The 14,977-nt window shown below is 68.7% G+C and carries 14 protein-coding genes and 1 riboswitch; of the genes, 8 read left to right on the top strand and 6 right to left on the bottom strand.

The window, feature by feature from the left end; translation table 11 throughout:
• The first annotated feature begins 43 nt into the window (after positions 1–43).
• Together ASC70_RS22510 and ASC70_RS22505 are read left to right on the top strand one after the other, a co-directional pair.
• The gene (locus tag ASC70_RS22510) at positions 44–991 is read left to right on the top strand and encodes an ABC transporter ATP-binding protein (RefSeq protein WP_047411845.1); all 948 of its coding nucleotides are present in this window, start codon (positions 44–46) and stop codon (positions 989–991) included.
• Positions 988–1,749: an ABC transporter permease gene (locus tag ASC70_RS22505; protein ID WP_047411843.1), complete on the top strand. Its 762-nt coding sequence runs from the start codon at positions 988–990 to the stop codon at positions 1,747–1,749. Before ASC70_RS22510 ends, ASC70_RS22505 begins: the two co-directional genes overlap by 4 nt.
• Here ASC70_RS22505 and ASC70_RS22500 read toward each other — a convergent pair.
• Both ASC70_RS22500 and ASC70_RS22495 read right to left on the bottom strand, forming a co-directional pair.
• Positions 1,746–2,225, bottom strand: a complete 480-nt coding sequence (locus ASC70_RS22500) for a recombinase family protein (RefSeq protein WP_082539919.1) — start codon at positions 2,223–2,225, stop codon at positions 1,746–1,748. The two genes, ASC70_RS22505 and ASC70_RS22500, sit on opposite strands and share 4 nt — an antisense overlap.
• 70 nt (positions 2,226–2,295) lie before the next feature.
• Complete coding sequence (locus ASC70_RS22495; RefSeq protein WP_056054914.1) at positions 2,296–3,150, bottom strand: SDR family oxidoreductase; 855 nt, start codon at positions 3,148–3,150, stop codon at positions 2,296–2,298.
• A gap of 74 nt (positions 3,151–3,224) precedes the next feature.
• Between ASC70_RS22495 and ASC70_RS22490 the strand changes: the two genes are divergently transcribed.
• The gene (locus ASC70_RS22490) at positions 3,225–3,653 is read left to right on the top strand and encodes a helix-turn-helix domain-containing protein (RefSeq protein ID WP_056054911.1); all 429 of its coding nucleotides are present in this window, start codon (positions 3,225–3,227) and stop codon (positions 3,651–3,653) included.
• Here the strand turns inward: ASC70_RS22490 and ftrA are convergent.
• Complete coding sequence (ftrA, locus tag ASC70_RS22485; RefSeq protein WP_056054908.1) at positions 3,650–4,618, bottom strand: transcriptional regulator FtrA; 969 nt, start codon at positions 4,616–4,618, stop codon at positions 3,650–3,652. The two genes, ASC70_RS22490 and ftrA, sit on opposite strands and share 4 nt — an antisense overlap.
• Positions 4,619–4,704: 86 nt before the next feature.
• Here ftrA and ASC70_RS22480 point away from each other — a divergent pair, with 86 nt between their 5' ends.
• A complete protein-coding gene (locus tag ASC70_RS22480; RefSeq protein WP_056054906.1) occupies positions 4,705–5,139 on the top strand; it encodes a rhodanese-like domain-containing protein in 435 nt (144 codons plus the stop codon).
• Between the two features lie 115 nt (positions 5,140–5,254).
• Here ASC70_RS22480 and rnhA read toward each other — a convergent pair whose 3' ends face one another.
• The 3 genes from rnhA to ispH all read right to left on the bottom strand — a co-directional run bounded on the left by rnhA (position 5,255) and on the right by ispH (position 8,216).
• Positions 5,255–5,704: a ribonuclease HI gene (rnhA, locus tag ASC70_RS22475; RefSeq protein ID WP_056054903.1), complete on the bottom strand. Its 450-nt coding sequence runs from the start codon at positions 5,702–5,704 to the stop codon at positions 5,255–5,257.
• Positions 5,701–6,654 carry a homoserine kinase gene (thrB, locus tag ASC70_RS22470; protein WP_056055309.1) on the bottom strand — a complete coding sequence of 318 codons (954 nt, stop codon included), beginning with the start codon at positions 6,652–6,654 and terminating at the stop codon, positions 5,701–5,703. Before thrB ends, rnhA begins: the two co-directional genes overlap by 4 nt.
• Before the next feature lie 602 nt (positions 6,655–7,256).
• Positions 7,257–8,216 carry a 4-hydroxy-3-methylbut-2-enyl diphosphate reductase gene (gene ispH / locus ASC70_RS22465; RefSeq protein WP_056054900.1) on the bottom strand — a complete coding sequence of 320 codons (960 nt, stop codon included), beginning with the start codon at positions 8,214–8,216 and terminating at the stop codon, positions 7,257–7,259.
• A gap of 143 nt (positions 8,217–8,359) precedes the next feature.
• On the opposite strand from ispH, the gene ASC70_RS22460 reads away from it, so the two are divergent.
• The 4 genes from ASC70_RS22460 (at position 8,360) to gcvT (ending at position 14,967) form a co-directional block, all read left to right on the top strand.
• Positions 8,360–9,070 (top strand): hypothetical protein, encoded by a 711-nt coding sequence (locus ASC70_RS22460; protein ID WP_056054897.1) that lies wholly within the window; start codon positions 8,360–8,362, stop codon positions 9,068–9,070.
• Positions 9,067–10,869 (top strand): arginine--tRNA ligase, encoded by a 1,803-nt coding sequence (gene argS / locus ASC70_RS22455; RefSeq protein WP_056054894.1) that lies wholly within the window; start codon positions 9,067–9,069, stop codon positions 10,867–10,869. The genes ASC70_RS22460 and argS overlap by 4 nt, the downstream gene beginning before the upstream one ends.
• A gap of 181 nt (positions 10,870–11,050) precedes the next feature.
• Positions 11,051–13,549, top strand: a complete 2,499-nt coding sequence (locus ASC70_RS22450; RefSeq protein ID WP_056054892.1) for a zinc-dependent metalloprotease — start codon at positions 11,051–11,053, stop codon at positions 13,547–13,549.
• A 48-nt stretch (positions 13,550–13,597) separates the two neighbouring features.
• A riboswitch (glycine riboswitch) is annotated at positions 13,598–13,688 on the top strand.
• 166 nt (positions 13,689–13,854) lie between these two features.
• Entirely contained in the window at positions 13,855–14,967 is a 1,113-nt protein-coding gene (gene gcvT, locus ASC70_RS22445) for a glycine cleavage system aminomethyltransferase GcvT (protein WP_056054889.1), read from the top strand.
• Positions 14,968–14,977 lie beyond the last annotated feature (10 nt).

Below are 14,977 nucleotides of genomic sequence, written 5' to 3'. Positions count from 1 at the left end.
GCGAATAAGCCATGTTTCTGCAGAGGACGCGCGATGCCTCGACATCGCGCCTAGGGGAGAGCGCGTGACCTCCATCATTTCGGTGAAGGGTCTGACCAAGACCTATGCGTCGGGCCACCAGGCCCTGAAGACGATCGACCTCGACATCAAGCAGGGCGAGATCTTCGCGTTGCTGGGCCCGAACGGGGCGGGCAAGACCACGCTGATCAGCATCATCTGCGGCATCGTCAATCCTAGCCAGGGCACGATCCTGGCCGACGGCCACGACGTGGTGCGCGACTATCGCGCCGCCCGGACCAAGATCGGCTTGGTGCCGCAGGAGCTGCACACCGACGCCTTCGAGACCGTCTGGGCCACGGTGCGCTTCTCGCGCGGCCTGTTCGGCAAGCCGGCCAACGACGCCCTGATCGAGAAGATCCTTCGCGACCTGTCCTTGTGGGACAAGAAGGACAGCAAGATCATGGCCCTGTCCGGCGGCATGAAGCGCCGGGTGATGATCGCCAAGGCCCTGAGCCACGAGCCGACCATCCTCTTCCTGGACGAGCCGACCGCCGGCGTCGACGTCGAGCTGCGCCGCGACATGTGGGAGATGGTCCGCCAGCTCCGCGCGAACGGCGTCACCATCATCCTGACCACCCACTATATCGAGGAGGCCGAGGAGATGGCCGACCGGATCGGGGTGATCAACAAGGGCGAGATCATCCTGGTCGAGGACAAGTCGGTCCTGATGCGCAAGCTGGGCAAGAAGCAGCTGACCGTGCACCTGCGCGAGCCGCTGACGGCCCTGCCGGCCGGCCTGAACCAGCCGTCGCTGAGCCTGGCCAATGACGGCGCCGACCTCGTCTACACCTTCGACGCCCAGGCCGAGGACACCGGCATCGCCGACCTCCTCAAGCGCCTCGCCGAGCACGGCGTCGAATTCAAGGACCTGAAGACCGACCAGAGCTCGCTGGAGGACATCTTCGTCAGCCTGGTGAGGGCCCCGCAATGAACCTGTTCGCGATCAAGGCCATCTACCGCTTCGAGATGGCGCGCTGGTTCCGCACCCTGGCCCAGAGCGTCGTCTCGCCGGTGCTGTCGACCAGCCTCTATTTCGTGGTGTTCGGCTCGGCGATCGGCTCGCGCATGCAGGCCATCGACGGGGTCAGCTACGGCGCCTTCATCGTGCCGGGCCTGATCATGCTGTCGCTGCTGGGCGAGAGCATCTCCAACGCCTCGTTCGGCATCTACATGCCCAAGTGGGCCGGCACGATCTACGAGCTGCTCTCGGCCCCCGTGGCCTGGATCGAGGCGGTGACCGGCTATGTCGGGGCGGCGGCGACCAAGTCGATCTGCCTGGGCCTGCTGATCCTGGCCACGGCCCGGATCTTCGTGCCGTTCGAGATCGCCCATCCGTTCGTGATGCTGCTGTTCCTGGTTTTGACCTCGATCACCTTCAGCCTGTTCGGCTTCATCATCGGGGTCTGGGCCGACGACTTCCAGAAGCTGCAGATCGTCCCCCTGCTGGTGGTGACGCCGCTGACCTTCCTGGGCGGCAGCTTCTACTCGATCAAGATGCTGCCGCCGATCTGGCAGAAGATCACCCTGTTCAACCCGGTGGTCTATCTGATCAGCGGCTTCCGCTGGAGCTTCTACGGCCGCTCCGACGTGGGCGTCGGCGTCAGCCTGGGCATGACCGCCGTGTTCCTGGCCGTCTGCCTGACCGCCGTCGCGTGGATCTTCAAGACGGGCTACCGGCTGAAGGTCTAGTCGTCCTCCGAGGACGGCGGCGCGTCGGGTTCCGGCGTCGCCGCCGCCTTCAGCCCTTGCAGGCCGCCGCCTCGGACGCCGTTGGCGACCAGCGACGCCTCGGCCGCCCGGACCAGGGCCCGTTCGCCGTTGAAGCTGGCCAGCGTCTGGCAGGCCTCGAAGAAGGCGGCGTCGGCGCGGGTGTCGATCTCCGGCTGGGCCACCACCAGATGCAGGCCGCGCGCCTTTAGTCCCCGCGCTACCTCCAGCAGGTCGACCATCGTGCCCGCCAGGGCGTGCAGGCTGAGCACGGCCAGGGTCCCGCCGTCCTCCAGCGCGGCCAAGGCGCGATCCAGGCCCGGCCGGACCACGCCGGCCGGCAGGCAGCGGTCGCTGAACACCTCCTGGCAGCCCATCAGCAGCAGGCGCTCCTCCTGGGCGGGGCTGAAGAAGACGCCGCGCACCGGGGGCACGCGATAATAGCCGACGAGGTTCATCCCCGGTGCTTGGCAAAGCCGGGCGGGCTTGGCGAGAGGGTTTCTCCCGCCGCCCACAGCTTCGTCGCGCTTAGGTCGCGGCCTTCAGCGCCGCCGCCACCACCGTCGACAGCGGCGCGGTCGGGCGACCGATCAGGGTCGACAGCTGGCGGCCGTCGTCGAACAGCGCGCCGCGGGCGGCGGAGGCGTCCGACTGGGCGATAATCGCCGCGTACGGACCGGGCAGGCCGAAGCTCTCCAGGATCCGCGCGTATTCGGCCTCGGGCAGGTCGTTATAGGGCAGGGTCTCGCCGGCCTGGCGCGACACCTCGGCGGCCAGGTCCGCGCCGGTGAAGGCCGTGTCGCCGGCCAGTTCGTAGATCCGGTTCTCCTGGTCCGGCGTGGCCAACACGACGGCGGCGGCCTCGGCGTAGTCCTCGCGCGTCGCGGCGGAGATCCGGCCCTGGCCGGAGGCGCCGATCAGCGCGCCCGCCGCGATCGCGCCCGGCAGGGCGCCGGTGTAGTTCTCGGTGTACCAGCCGTTGCGCAGGAAGGCGTAGGTCAGGCCCGAGGCCTCGATCAGTTCCTCGGTGGCCTTGTGCTCCTCGGCGAGCGCCAGGGGCGAGGTGTCGGCGCGCAGGACGCTGGTATAGACGATGCGCTTGACGCCGGCGGCCTTGGCGGCCTCGATCACGTTGCGATGCTGCGGGACACGCTGGCCGACCGCGTTGCCCGAGATCAGCAACAGCGTGTCGACGCCGCGCAACGCGGCCGCCAGGGTATCGGGATCGCCGTAGTCGGCCGTTCGAACCGTGACGCCCAGGTCGGCCGCCTTGGCCGGATCGCGCGCCAGGGCGATGATCTCGCCGGCGGGGACGCGAGCCTTCAGCTTCTCGATGACGAGGCGGCCCAACTGGCCGGTCGCGCCCGTGATGGCGATGGTCATGATCGTTCTCCGTGATGACGGATGCGATCTAGGGCTCTTGCTTACTTTTCGTAAGTACGTACATGAATGTAAGTATGGAAGAAGATCTCGAAATCGCCGCCGCGCCGCCGATCGCGCTTTCCGAACGGGTGGAGCGCGGCGACCTGATGGCCGCCGGCTGTCCGTCACGCCAGGTGCTCAACCACGTCACCAGCCGCTGGGGCGTGCTGGTGCTGATGGCGCTGGAGACGCGAACCTGCCGGTTCAGCGCCTTGCGACGACGTATCGGCGGCGTCAGCGAGCGGATGCTGGCCCAGACCCTGCAGCAGCTGGAGGGCGACGGTTTCGTCAAGCGCGTGGCGTTCCAGGTCGTGCCGCCGCACGTGGAATACAGCCTTACGCCGACAGGCGTGGAGGTGGCCGAGCGGGTGCGCGGCCTGGCCGACTGGATCGAGCTCAATCTCGACCGGATCCTGCCGCACTGGAGTGAAGCGGATCGGGCGGCCTATTCGCTTATCCCCTAGCCGCGCGAGAACTTGGCGCGATAGGCGCCGGGCGTGGTCGAGAACTGGCGGCGGAAGTGATGCCGCAGGGCCGGCGCGCCCAGGCCCACCGCCTCGGCCACCTGGGCGATTCCGGCCGTCGAGGTCTCCAGCAGGTCCCGCGCCCGGTTCAGCCGCTCGGCCAGCAGCCAGCGGGCCGGGGTGTCGCCGGTGGCGGCCTCGAACCGCCGCAGGAAGGTCCGCTCGCTCATGCCGGCCGTGTCGGCCAGAGCCTTGATCGTGTGGGCGCCCGACAGGTCAGCACGCATTCGGTCGAGGATCGGCCCCAGCCGCGAGGCTTCGTGGATGACAGGCACCGGCCGCTGAACGAACTGGGCCTGACCGCCGTCGCGGTGTGGCGGCGTCACCAGGCGGCGGGCGACGCTGTTGGCCGCTTCTGGCCCGAAGTCGCGGCGGATCAGGTGCAGGCCCAGGTCGATGCCGGCCGCGCTGCCGGCCGAGGTCATCACATCCCCTTCGTCGATATACAGCAGGTCCGGCTCGACGGTGATCGCCGGATGCCGTGCGCGCAGGGCGTCGGCATGGCGCCAGTGGGTGGTGGCCCGGCGGCCGTCCAACAGGCCGGTGGCGGCCAGGACGAAGACGCCCGAGCAGATCGACATCAGCTGCGCGCCGCGGGCGTTGGCCGCCAGCAGGGCCTCGACCAGGGGCGGCGGCACGGGCGCGTCCGGGCCACGCCAGCCCGGCGCGACGATGATGCTGGCCTGCTCCAGAAGCTCCAACCCGCCGTCGCCGACGACCCGCACGCCGCCCAAGCCCCTCAGCTCGCCCGGCTCCACGGCGGCGGTGGCGAAGCGGTACCAGTCCGGTCCCATCTCCGGCCGGGGCAGGGCGAACAGCTCCACCGCCACCCCGTATTCGAAGGTGCAGAGGCCGTCATAGGCCAGGGCGACGACGAGGCGGCCCTTGGGTGGAGGGTTTGGCATGATCTTTACGGTCGCTGTCGGTCTGGCCTGCTAACGCGGGCAGGCCCCGTGGGGCAAGTCTGCCGCCGTCATCCACGGAGGCCGTCATGAGCTTTGTATCCGAAATCCCCGCCGCGTCCGCCCAAGTCGCCGCCGCCCACTTCGCCGCGCGCCTGTCGCTGGAGACCGACTGCGCCGACGTCGCCGCGGCCCTGCGGGCGGGCGAGGTCGACTTCGTGCTGCTGCACGTCGTCGGCCAGCCCGAAGCCTATGCCCGCCGGCACGTGCCCGGCGCCATCCACCTGCGCCACGCCGAGATCAATGCCGAGCGCCTGGCGCAATGGCCGGCCGACACCCTGTTCGTCGTCTATTGCGCAGGCCCGCACTGCAACGGCGCCGACCGCGCGGCGCTGAAGCTGGCCCAGCTGGGGCGGCCGGTGAAGCTGATGATCGGCGGGATCACGGGCTGGCACTCCGAAGGCCTGCCGTTCGCGACGGGCGACCAGCCTGGAAGTTTGGTGGCGTCGGCCTCGGCGGCTTAGGCGTCAACAATGTCATCCCGGCCGTAGCGCAGCGGAGAGCCGGGACCGCAGCAAGCTCAGAGCTTCCGGCGGTCCCGGATCGACCCTCCGGGTCGTCCGGGATGACAGTCGAATGTTAGCCGAAGCGCGGATTGGCCTTGCGCAGGCCTTCGTTGGCCAGGGCGTCGGCCCGTTCGTTCAGCGGATGGCCGGCGTGGCCCTTGACCCAGCGCCAGTCGACGTCGTGCCGATCGCGCGCGGCGTCGAGCCGCCTCCAGAGGTCGTCGTTCTTGACCGGGCTCTTGTCGGCCGTCTTCCAGCCGCGCGCCTTCCAGCCCCGGATCCACTCCTGGATGCCCTTCATCACGTACTGGCTGTCGGTGTGCAGCTCGATCTTGCAGGGGCGGTTCAGCAGCTCCAAGGCCTGGATGGCGGCCATCAACTCCATGCGGTTGTTGGTGGTCGCCGGCTCGCCGCCGCAGATTTCCTTCTTCTTGTCGCCGTAGAACAGGATGGCGCCCCAGCCGCCCGGGCCCGGGTTACCCTTGCAGGCGCCGTCGGTGTAGATGGTGACCTTGGGCGTCATGCGAACAGCACGAGCCCTTCGCGGTGGACGGCCAGCTTGCGCTCGTACTCCAGCGGATCCTTGGGCCGGACCAGGGCGCCGGGCGGGGTCGAGCCCCAGTCGGCCAGGCGGGTCAGGAAGAAACGCATGGCCGCGCCGCGCGCCAGGATCGGCAGGGCCTGCTTCTCGGCCGGACTCAGCGGCCGGCGGCGCTCGTAGCCGTTCAGCAGGGCCTTGGCGGCGGTGATGTTGAAGCTGCCGTCGGGCTCGAAGCACCAGGCGTTCAAGGTGACGGCCACGTCGTAGGCGTAGGCGTCGTCGCAGGCGAAATAGAAGTCGATCGCCGCGGCGAACTTGCCGTTCGACTGGAAGAAGACGTTGTCCGGAAAATAGTCGGCGTGGATGACGCCGGCCGGCAGATTTCGCGGCCACATCAGGGCCAGCTGCGCCAGGTCGTTGTCGATGGTCGCCGACAGGCCCGGCTTCAGGTCCTCGGCGGCCTTGCGGTGCTTGGCGAACAGCGGCGACCAGGCCTGTTGGCCCAGGTCGTTGGCGCGGCGGCCGGGATAGCCCTCGCCGGCCAGGTGTAGCCAGGCCAGGCCCTCGCCGGCCTCGCGGCAATGGGCGACGGTCGGCTTGCGCACCGACAGGCCGGGTAGGAACTCGACGAGCGCCGCCGGCTTGCCGCGCAGGCTGGACAGGGTCGCGCCCTTGCGGTCCGGGATCGGCCGGGCGCTGGGAAAGCCCTTGTCGGCCAGCCAGGTCAACATGTTGAGGAAATAGGGCAGGTCCTGCGCCTTCACCCGACGCTCGTAGACCGTGAGGATGTAGCGGCCGCTCTCCGTCTCCAGCAGGAAGTTGGAGTTCTCCACGCCCTCGGCGATGCCCTTGAACGCCAGCGGCGCCCCCAGGTCGTAGCCTTCCAGGAAGGTCGCGAGTTCTTGGTCGGTGATGTCGGTATAGACGGCCATGACGCCGGGATGCGGGAGCCGGCGCTGGCGGTCAAGGGGGAGCTTCGTCTTCGACGTGCCATGGCCGCGCGGAAGGAGTTCCGGCATGGACGAGCCTGAAAACGAGCCGACATCCGTGCTAGCGAATCCGGAAGCGAACGCTGATGTCTTCCGGCGGTGTGCTCCCGCTGCTGAGGCCGCCTCGAGACCTATGGTCGCCATTGCCCACTCAGCCTAAAGTCGTCGGATGGGAGCTGTCGTCCTATTCCTGCTGCTTGCGTTCGTGGCCATCGCCTCGGCTACGCTATGGCCTGCCCTCTATGCGGCGGCAATTCGCGAACGCTTTAGGACCTGGCCTGAGGCCAGAGACGCCTTTGTGGGTAGTGGTTCTTGGATTTCTTTTTCGCGGCGATTTGGAAGAGCATATGCCCTGGGGGCGTTCGCCCTTGCGTTTGCCTGGATATTCGCCGGGGCGCACAGCGTTCCTGACACGACAGTTGGCGCATGGCTTCTCTTCGGCCCTGCGATCCTGTTGATTGCCGTCAGTGTTGTCTTAGCAGCGCTCGCCGTATGCCGTTGGGTAGTGGACGAATGAAGCGCATGGCGAACGGCCGGTCACCACGCTAAGCCGTCAGCAGCCTCGGCAGCTTGAAGGTGATGGTCTCCCGCGCCTCGACCAGTTCCTCGACGGTGGTGTCGAAGCGGGCCGAGATGGCGTCGATGACGCCCTGCACCAGGTCTTCCGGGGCCGAGGCCCCGGCGGTGAGGCCCACGCGCTGCACGCCTTCGAACCAGGTCCAGTCGACGCCATTGGCGTCGTCGATCAGATAGGCGGCGGTGGCGCCGGCCTTCAGGCCGACCTCCATCAGGCGCACCGAGTTGGACGAGTTCTTCGAGCCCACCACCAGAACCAGCTCGCTCTGCTCGGCCAGGTGCTTGACCGCGTCCTGGCGGTTGGTGGTGGCGTAGCAGATGTCTTCCTTGTGCGGGGCGGCGATGCCCGGGAAGCGCTCGCGCAGCAGCGCCACCATGTCGGCGGTATCGTCGACCGACAGGGTGGTCTGGGTCAGGAAGGCGACGTTGGCGGCGTCCTTGGGAACCCAGGCGGCGGCGTCGTTGATGTCCTCGATCAGGGTGACCGCGCCCTCGGGCAGCTGGCCCATGGTGCCGATAACCTCGGGATGGCCGGCATGGCCGATCAGCACGATCTCGCGGCCGGCGTCGAAGTGCTTCTGAGCCTCGACATGGACCTTGGAGACCAGCGGGCAGGTGGCGTCCAGATAGATCATCTGCCGCGACTTGGCCTCGGCCGGCACCGACTTGGGTACACCGTGGGCCGAGAACACCACGGGGCGGTCGTCGGGGGCCTCGGACAGCTCCTCGATGAACACCGCGCCCAGCGCCTTCAGCCGATCGACCACGTGGCGGTTGTGCACGATCTCGTGACGCACATAGACCGGGGCGCCGAACTTCTCGACGGCGCGCTCGACGATCTGGATGGCGCGATCGACGCCAGCGCAGAAGCCGCGCGGGCTGGCTAGCACGAGCGAGATCGGGCGACGGACTGGCGTATGGGCGTTCATGGCGCGGAAACTAGTCTCTCGAAGCCCTCGGCGCCAGGAGTCTGCGGCGTTGCGACGTCACGCATATGCCTTTATCAGGCTGCATGACGCCGACGGGGCGCTGTGGTCCCGCTTGGCTCTTTCTTTCTCGGACCGGACGTTTCATGCGCCGCACTCTTTCGTTCGCTCTCAGCGCCCTGATGGCCGTCTCGATCGCCGCGACGGCGACGACTGTTTACGCCCAGGGGCCCGGCCGCGGCGACCAGGGCGGCGACGACGACCAGGGCGCCAAGAAGAAGAAGCGCGACGAGGAGTGGAACCAGCCCAAGGCTCCGCTGCAGCAACTTCGCAACGCCGGCCCGTGCCCGTATGTGAAGGTGCTGTACGACGCCAGCCGCTATGTCGAGTTCAAGGAGGCCAAGGAATCGGCCGCCCAGGCCGGCTTCACCGGCGAGATCCAGAGCATCGCCTCGGGCTGCGCCTACAAGGGCGACGAGCCGATCAAGATCCGTATCGAGGCGCTGTTCCAGCTGGGACGCGGCCCCAAGGCCGAGGGCGACAAGCACGTCTACCGCTACTGGGTGGCCGTCACCGAGCGGAACCAGGCCGTGATCGCCAAGGAATATTTCGACCTGCCGGTGAGCTTCGCCGCCGGCCAGGATCGCGTCTATACGCGTGAGACCATCGAGCAGATCACCATTCCGCGCGCCGACTCCAAGGTCAGCGGCGGCAATTTCGAAGTGCTGCTCGGCTTCGACGTGACGCCGGAAATGGCCGCCTTCAACCGCGAGGGCAAGCGCTTCCGGGTCAATGCGGGCCAGACGGCCCAAGCCCAGCCGAGCCAAGCCCCAGCAGGGACGCCTACCAAGCAATGAACGATTTGAAGCGGTCCCTGAGTGAAGCGGCCGCGGCCGCTTTCCAGGCCGCCGGACTTCCTCCCGAATTCGGACGCGTCACCGCCTCCGACCGACCCGACCTGGCCGATTTCCAGTGCAACGGCGCCCTCGCGGCGGCCAAGAGCGCCAAGCGCAATCCGCGCGAGATCGCCGTGCAGGTCGTCGACATCCTGAAGGGCGACCCGCGCCTGGCCTCGGTGGAGATCGCCGGGGTCGGCTTCATCAACCTGCGCGTCAGCGACGAGGCCCTGTCGGCCCGCGCCCGCGAGATCGCGTCCGACGACCGCACCGGCGCCCAGCTGCTGGAAAGCCCGCGCCGGGTGCTGATCGACTACGCCGGTCCCAACGTCGCCAAGCCGATGCACGTGGGCCATCTGCGCGCCTCGATCATCGGCGAGTCGGTCAAGCGCCTGTACCGCTTCCGCGGCGACGACGTGGTGGGCGACGCCCACTTCGGCGACTGGGGCTTCCAGATGGGCCTGCTGATCAGCGCCATCATGGACGAGGACGCCTTCATCAACGCCCTGATGGAGAAGCTGCCGGAAGCGCCGCGCGGCTTCTCGGCGGCCGACGAGGCCAAGGTGATGGCCGAGTTCGAGAGCCGGATCAGCCTGGCCGACCTCGACCGCATCTATCCGGCCGCCTCGGTGCGTCAGAAGGAAGACCCGGCGTTCAAGGAGCGGGCCCGCAAGGCCACCGCCGAGCTGCAGAACGGCCGCTTCGGCTACCGTCTGCTGTGGCGCCACTTCGTCAAGGTCAGCCGCGTCGCCCTGGAGCGCGAGTTCCACGCCCTGGGCGTCGACTTCGACCTCTGGAAGGGCGAGAGCGACGTCAACGACCTGATCGAGCCGATGGTCCGCCAGCTGGAGGACAAGGGCCTGCTGGTCGAGGACCAGGGCGCCCGCATCGTCCGCGTCGCCCGTGAGGGCGACAAGCAGGACGTGCCGCCGCTGCTGGTGGTCTCGTCGGAAGGTTCGGCCATGTACGGCACGACCGACCTGGCGACGATCCTGGACCGCCGCAAGTCGTTCGACCCGCACCTGATCCTCTACTGCGTCGACCAGCGCCAGGCCCTGCACTTCGAGACCGTGTTCCGCGCCGCCTACCTGGCCGGCTACGCGGCCGACGGCTCGCTGGAGCATATCGGCTTCGGCACCATGAACGGCGCCGACGGCAAGCCCTTCAAGACCCGGGCCGGCGGCGTGCTGAAGCTGCACGACCTGATCGAGATGGCCCGTGAAAAGGCCCGCGAGCGCCTGCACGAGGCCGGCCTCGGCGCCGAGCTCTCCGAAGAGCAGTTCGAGGACACCGCCCACAAGGTCGGCGTCGCGGCCCTGAAGTTCGCCGACCTGCAGAACTTCCGCGGCACCTCGTACGTGTTCGACCTCGACCGCTTCACCAGCTTCGAGGGCAAGACCGGCCCGTACCTGCTGTACCAGTCGGTGCGCATCAAGAGCGTGCTGCGCAAGGCCGCCGAGGCCGGCGCGACCGCCGGCCGGATCGTGATCCACGAGGCGGCCGAGCGCGATCTGGCCATGCTGCTGGACGCCTTCGAGGGCGCCCTGCAGGAGGCCTACGACAAGAAGGCCCCCAACTTCGTGGCCGAGCACGCCTACAAGCTGGCCCAGACCTTCTCGAAGTTCTACGCCGCCTGCCCGATCGTCAGCGCCGAAAGCGAAGACCTGCGCGGCTCGCGCCTGGCCCTGGCCGAGACGACCTTGCGCCAGCTGGTGCTGACGCTGGATCTGTTGGGCATCGAAGCGCCGGAGCGGATGTAAATCTCTAGCCCCTTCCCCCTCGCGGGGAAGGGGTTGGGGATGGGGGCGCCGGCTGCGCGTCTGCTCGTTTCGCGTGCACACCCCCACCCCCGGCCCCTCCCCGCAAGGGGTAGGGGAGTCGCCCGTTGCAATCGCCTCCGACCCGCCCGACAGTCGCGGCTCATTCGGGTCGGGGTAGCGTATGAGCAAGTCGAAGATCGCCATGCTGATGGCCAGCGCCTGCCTGAGCGCGGTCGCCGCGCCGGCGTTCGCCGAGAAGGCCAAGGTCCCGGCCAAGGACAAGTTCGCCGAGGCGATCGTCGGCCTCGAACGCAAGGACGGCCTGGTTCCGGTCTTCGTCGACAGGAAGGACGGCAAGATCCTGCTGCTGCTGCCCAAGCCGGGCGCGGACGGGATCGCTGGGCGCTACCTCTACCAGACCTATCTGCGGGCCGGCCTCGGCTCGAACCCGACGGGCCTGGACCGTTCGGCCCCGGGCGACACCCAGATCGTCGCCTTCCGCCGGGTGGGCGGCAAGGTGATCGCCCAGTTCGAGAACTGGGGCTTCTCGGCCGCGCGCGGCTCGCTGGACGAGCAGAAGGCGGTGGCCGACTCGTTCCCGGTCTCCAGCGTCTGGTCGAACACGGTCGAGGCCGAGGCGCCCGACGGCGGCCTGCTGGTCGACGTGACCTCGTTCCTGGTCCGTGACGCGCAAGGGATCGCCAAGAGCCTCAAGCGCAGCAAGCAGGGCGATTTCCGCCTGAACGACGGCCTGTCCTACGCCGACACCGGGGAGGTCAACGTGTTCCCGCTGAATGTCGAGCTGGAGGCGGTCGAGACCTTCGTTGGCGACGATCCGGGTTCCGAGGTGCGCGGCATCGTCCCCGATCCGCGCAACGTCACCCTGGCCCTGCACCACTCGTTCGTGGCCCTGCCCGAACCCGGCTACCAGCCACGCCAGAACGATCCGCGCGTCGGCGTCATCGACCACACGGTGGCCGACTATTCCGCCCCGCTGAACGAGCCGCTGGTCTACCGCCTGGTCCATCGCTTCCGGCTGGAGAAGACCGATCCGACCGCCGCCCGCTCGCCGGTCAAGAAGCCGATCGTCTTCTATGTCGACCGCGCCGCGCCCGAGCCGGTGCGCTCGGCCCTGATCGAGGGCGGTCGCTGGTGGAACCAGGCGTTCGAGGCGGCGGGCTTCATCGACGCCTTCCGGGTCGAGGTGCTGCCCGAGGGGGTGAGCCCGCTGGACGCCCGCTACAACGTCGTCAACTGGGTGCACCGCCAGACGCGCGGCTGGTCGTACGGCCACGCGGTGGTCGATCCGCGCACCGGCGAGATCGTCAAGGGCGACGTCCTGCTGGGCTCGCAGCGCATTCGCCAGGACCGGCTGATCTTCGAGGGGCTGGAGGGCGCCGACAAGACCGGCAAGGGCGGCCCCAACGACCCGATCGAGATCGCCCTGGCCCGCCTGCGCCAGCTAGCCACCCACGAGATCGGCCACTCGATCGGGCTGCAGCACAATTTCGCCGCCAGCACCTATGGCGGCCGGGCTTCGGTCATGGACTATCCGGCTCCGAAGATCGCCATCAAGGACGGTGGGCTCGACTTCGCCGACGCCTATGGCCGCGGCGTCGGGGCCTGGGACAAGTTCGTGATCGACTGGCTGTACGGCCCCGCCCCGGCCGGAACCGATGACAAGGCCTGGCAGAAGGCCAAGGCCGACAAGAGTCAGGTCGACGGTCTGCGCTACGTCTCCGACGAGGACGCCCGCGCGGCCGACACGCCGCATCCGCTGGGGGCGGTGTGGGACAACGGCTCCGATCCGGTCGCCGAGCTCGACCACCTGATGGCGGTGCGCAAGATCGCGCTCGATCGCTTCGGTCTCGGCAATCTGCCCAAGGGGGCCTCGGTCGCCGACCTGCGCCGCGTCATCGCGCCGATCTACATCTTCCAGCGCTATCAGGTCGACGCGACCGCCAAGCTGGTTGGCGGGATCGACTTCACCTATGGCGCGGAAGGCGACGGCAAGGAGGCCAGCAAGCTCGTGCCGGCCGATCGCCAGGCCGCCGCCATCGACGCCCTGCTGCGCACCATCACGCCGGCGGCGCTGGACCTCTCCGACAAGGCGCTCGACGTCCTGACCTCGGGCCAGTCACAGGGGAGCGACCACGCCTACGAGATCGAGACCTTCGGCCAGGGCCCGGTCTTCGACCTGCCCGCCACGGCGGAAGTCGCTGCCGATCTGGTCTGGGCCGATCTGTTCGCGCCGGCCCGGCTGAACCGGCTGGTCGAGGCCAAGCGCCGCGATCCGGCCCAACCCGGCGTCGAGGGCCTGTTGGACAAGGCGCTGGCGTTCGCCGCCTTCGACGGCAAGACGACGGGGCGCCAAGCCGAGCTGGCCCGTCGCGCGCGCCAGCGGATGGTGACGAACCTGGCTCAGGCGCTCGACGACAAGAGCCTGTCGCCGACCGCCGCCGCCGTGATCCGGGCCCGGCTGGCCGACTGGGGCAAGGGCCTCAAGACGGCGGCCGGCGACCCCGCCGATCGGGCCCAGGCCCGCGCCTTGGCCGGGATCGTCGCCGACGAGAGCGGCGGTCGCCTGGCGGCGCTGGTCGCTGATGGAAAGAGCAAGATCGTGGTCCCGCCTGGTCCGCCGATCGGCGAGGACGACTGGTTTGGCGATCTGGCCCTCTAACCCGGCGGGCCGCCCTTGACTCCACGTCGCCCCTCCCGCATCACCCCAGCGACCCTCGCGGGAGACATCGGGATTCGCTCCCGAGGCCGAAGGCGCAACCGCCCCGGAAACGCTCAGGCAAAAGGACCGCGCGGGTTTAGAAACGCTGGAAAGTAGTCTCCCGAAAGGGCGGCTCGCCGAAGGAGCAAGGCCGACCCCAAACAGCAGAGGGGGAAGGCCGGAATCTCTCAGGTCCAAGGGACAGCGGGGGCGCGACCACCCGGCGAGAGCCGGTCGTCTCGCCGACCCCGCTTGGAGCCTGTGCAGTGTCCGATCAAGATCTCAAGAAGACTCCCTTGTACGACGCCCACGTGGCGCTGGGCGCGCGCATGGTGCCGTTCGCGGGCTACCACATGCCGGTGCAGTACAAGGATGGGGTGCTGAAGGAGCACCTGTGGACCCGTGAGCACGCCGGCCTGTTCGACGTCTCGCACATGGGCCAGGCCCGGATCCGCGGCGCCAACCCCGCCAAGAGCTTCGAGAAGGTGGTTTCGGCCGACTATCAGGGCCTGAAGTCCGGCAAGCAGCGCTATGGCGTGCTGCTGAACGCCGATGGCGGGATCATCGACGACCTGATGACCGCGCGTCCCGACGACGACGGCCTGTTCGTGGTGGTCAACGGCGCCTGCAAGGACAACGACTACGAGATCATCGCTCAGGCGCTGACCGGCGAGGCGACCGTGACGCGCCTCGAGAACCGCGCGCTGCTGGCGCTGCAGGGCCCCGAGGCCGCCGCCGTCCTGGCCGCCCATGTGCCCGAAGCGGCCGGCATGGTGTTCATGGACACCCTGGCCCTGACCGCCTTCGGCGTCGACGCCGTCCTTTCGCGCTCGGGCTATACCGGCGAGGACGGCTACGAGATCTCGGTTCCGGCCGACGCCGCCGAGCGGGTGTGGAATACGCTGCTGACCGACGAACGCGTCAAGCCGATCGGCCTGGGCGCCCGCGACAGCCTGCGTCTGGAGGCCGGCCTGCCGCTCTACGGCCACGACCTGGACGAGACCGTCTCGCCGATCGAGGCCGGCCTGAACTTCGCGGTCGGCAAGTCGCGCCGCGAGGCCGGCGACTATCTGGGCGCGTCCCGCATCGGCAAGGAACTGGCTGGCGAGCTGTCGCGCGTCAGGGTGAACCTGAAGGTGCTGGAAGGCGCTCCGGCCCGCGAAGGCGCCGAGATCGCCGACGAGGCGGGCGCCGTAGTCGGCAAGGTCACCAGCGGCGGCTTCGCCCCCAGCCTGGGCTACCCCATCGCCATCGGTTTCGTCTCGCCGGCCCATGCCGCGATCGGGACGAAGTTGAAAGTCATCGTGCGAGGGAAGCAGGCGGCCGCCGAAGTCGTCGCCACCCCCTTCGTGCCGAACCGTTACGTCCGCAAGATCTGAAAGAGGGCCA

Origin of the sequence: Caulobacter sp. Root343 (assembly GCF_001425745.1) — a bacterium.
GTDB lineage: Bacteria > Pseudomonadota > Alphaproteobacteria > Caulobacterales > Caulobacteraceae > Caulobacter.
The sequence above is the reverse complement of the archived record's forward strand: the minus strand, read 5'-3'. Positions and strand labels throughout refer to the sequence as shown.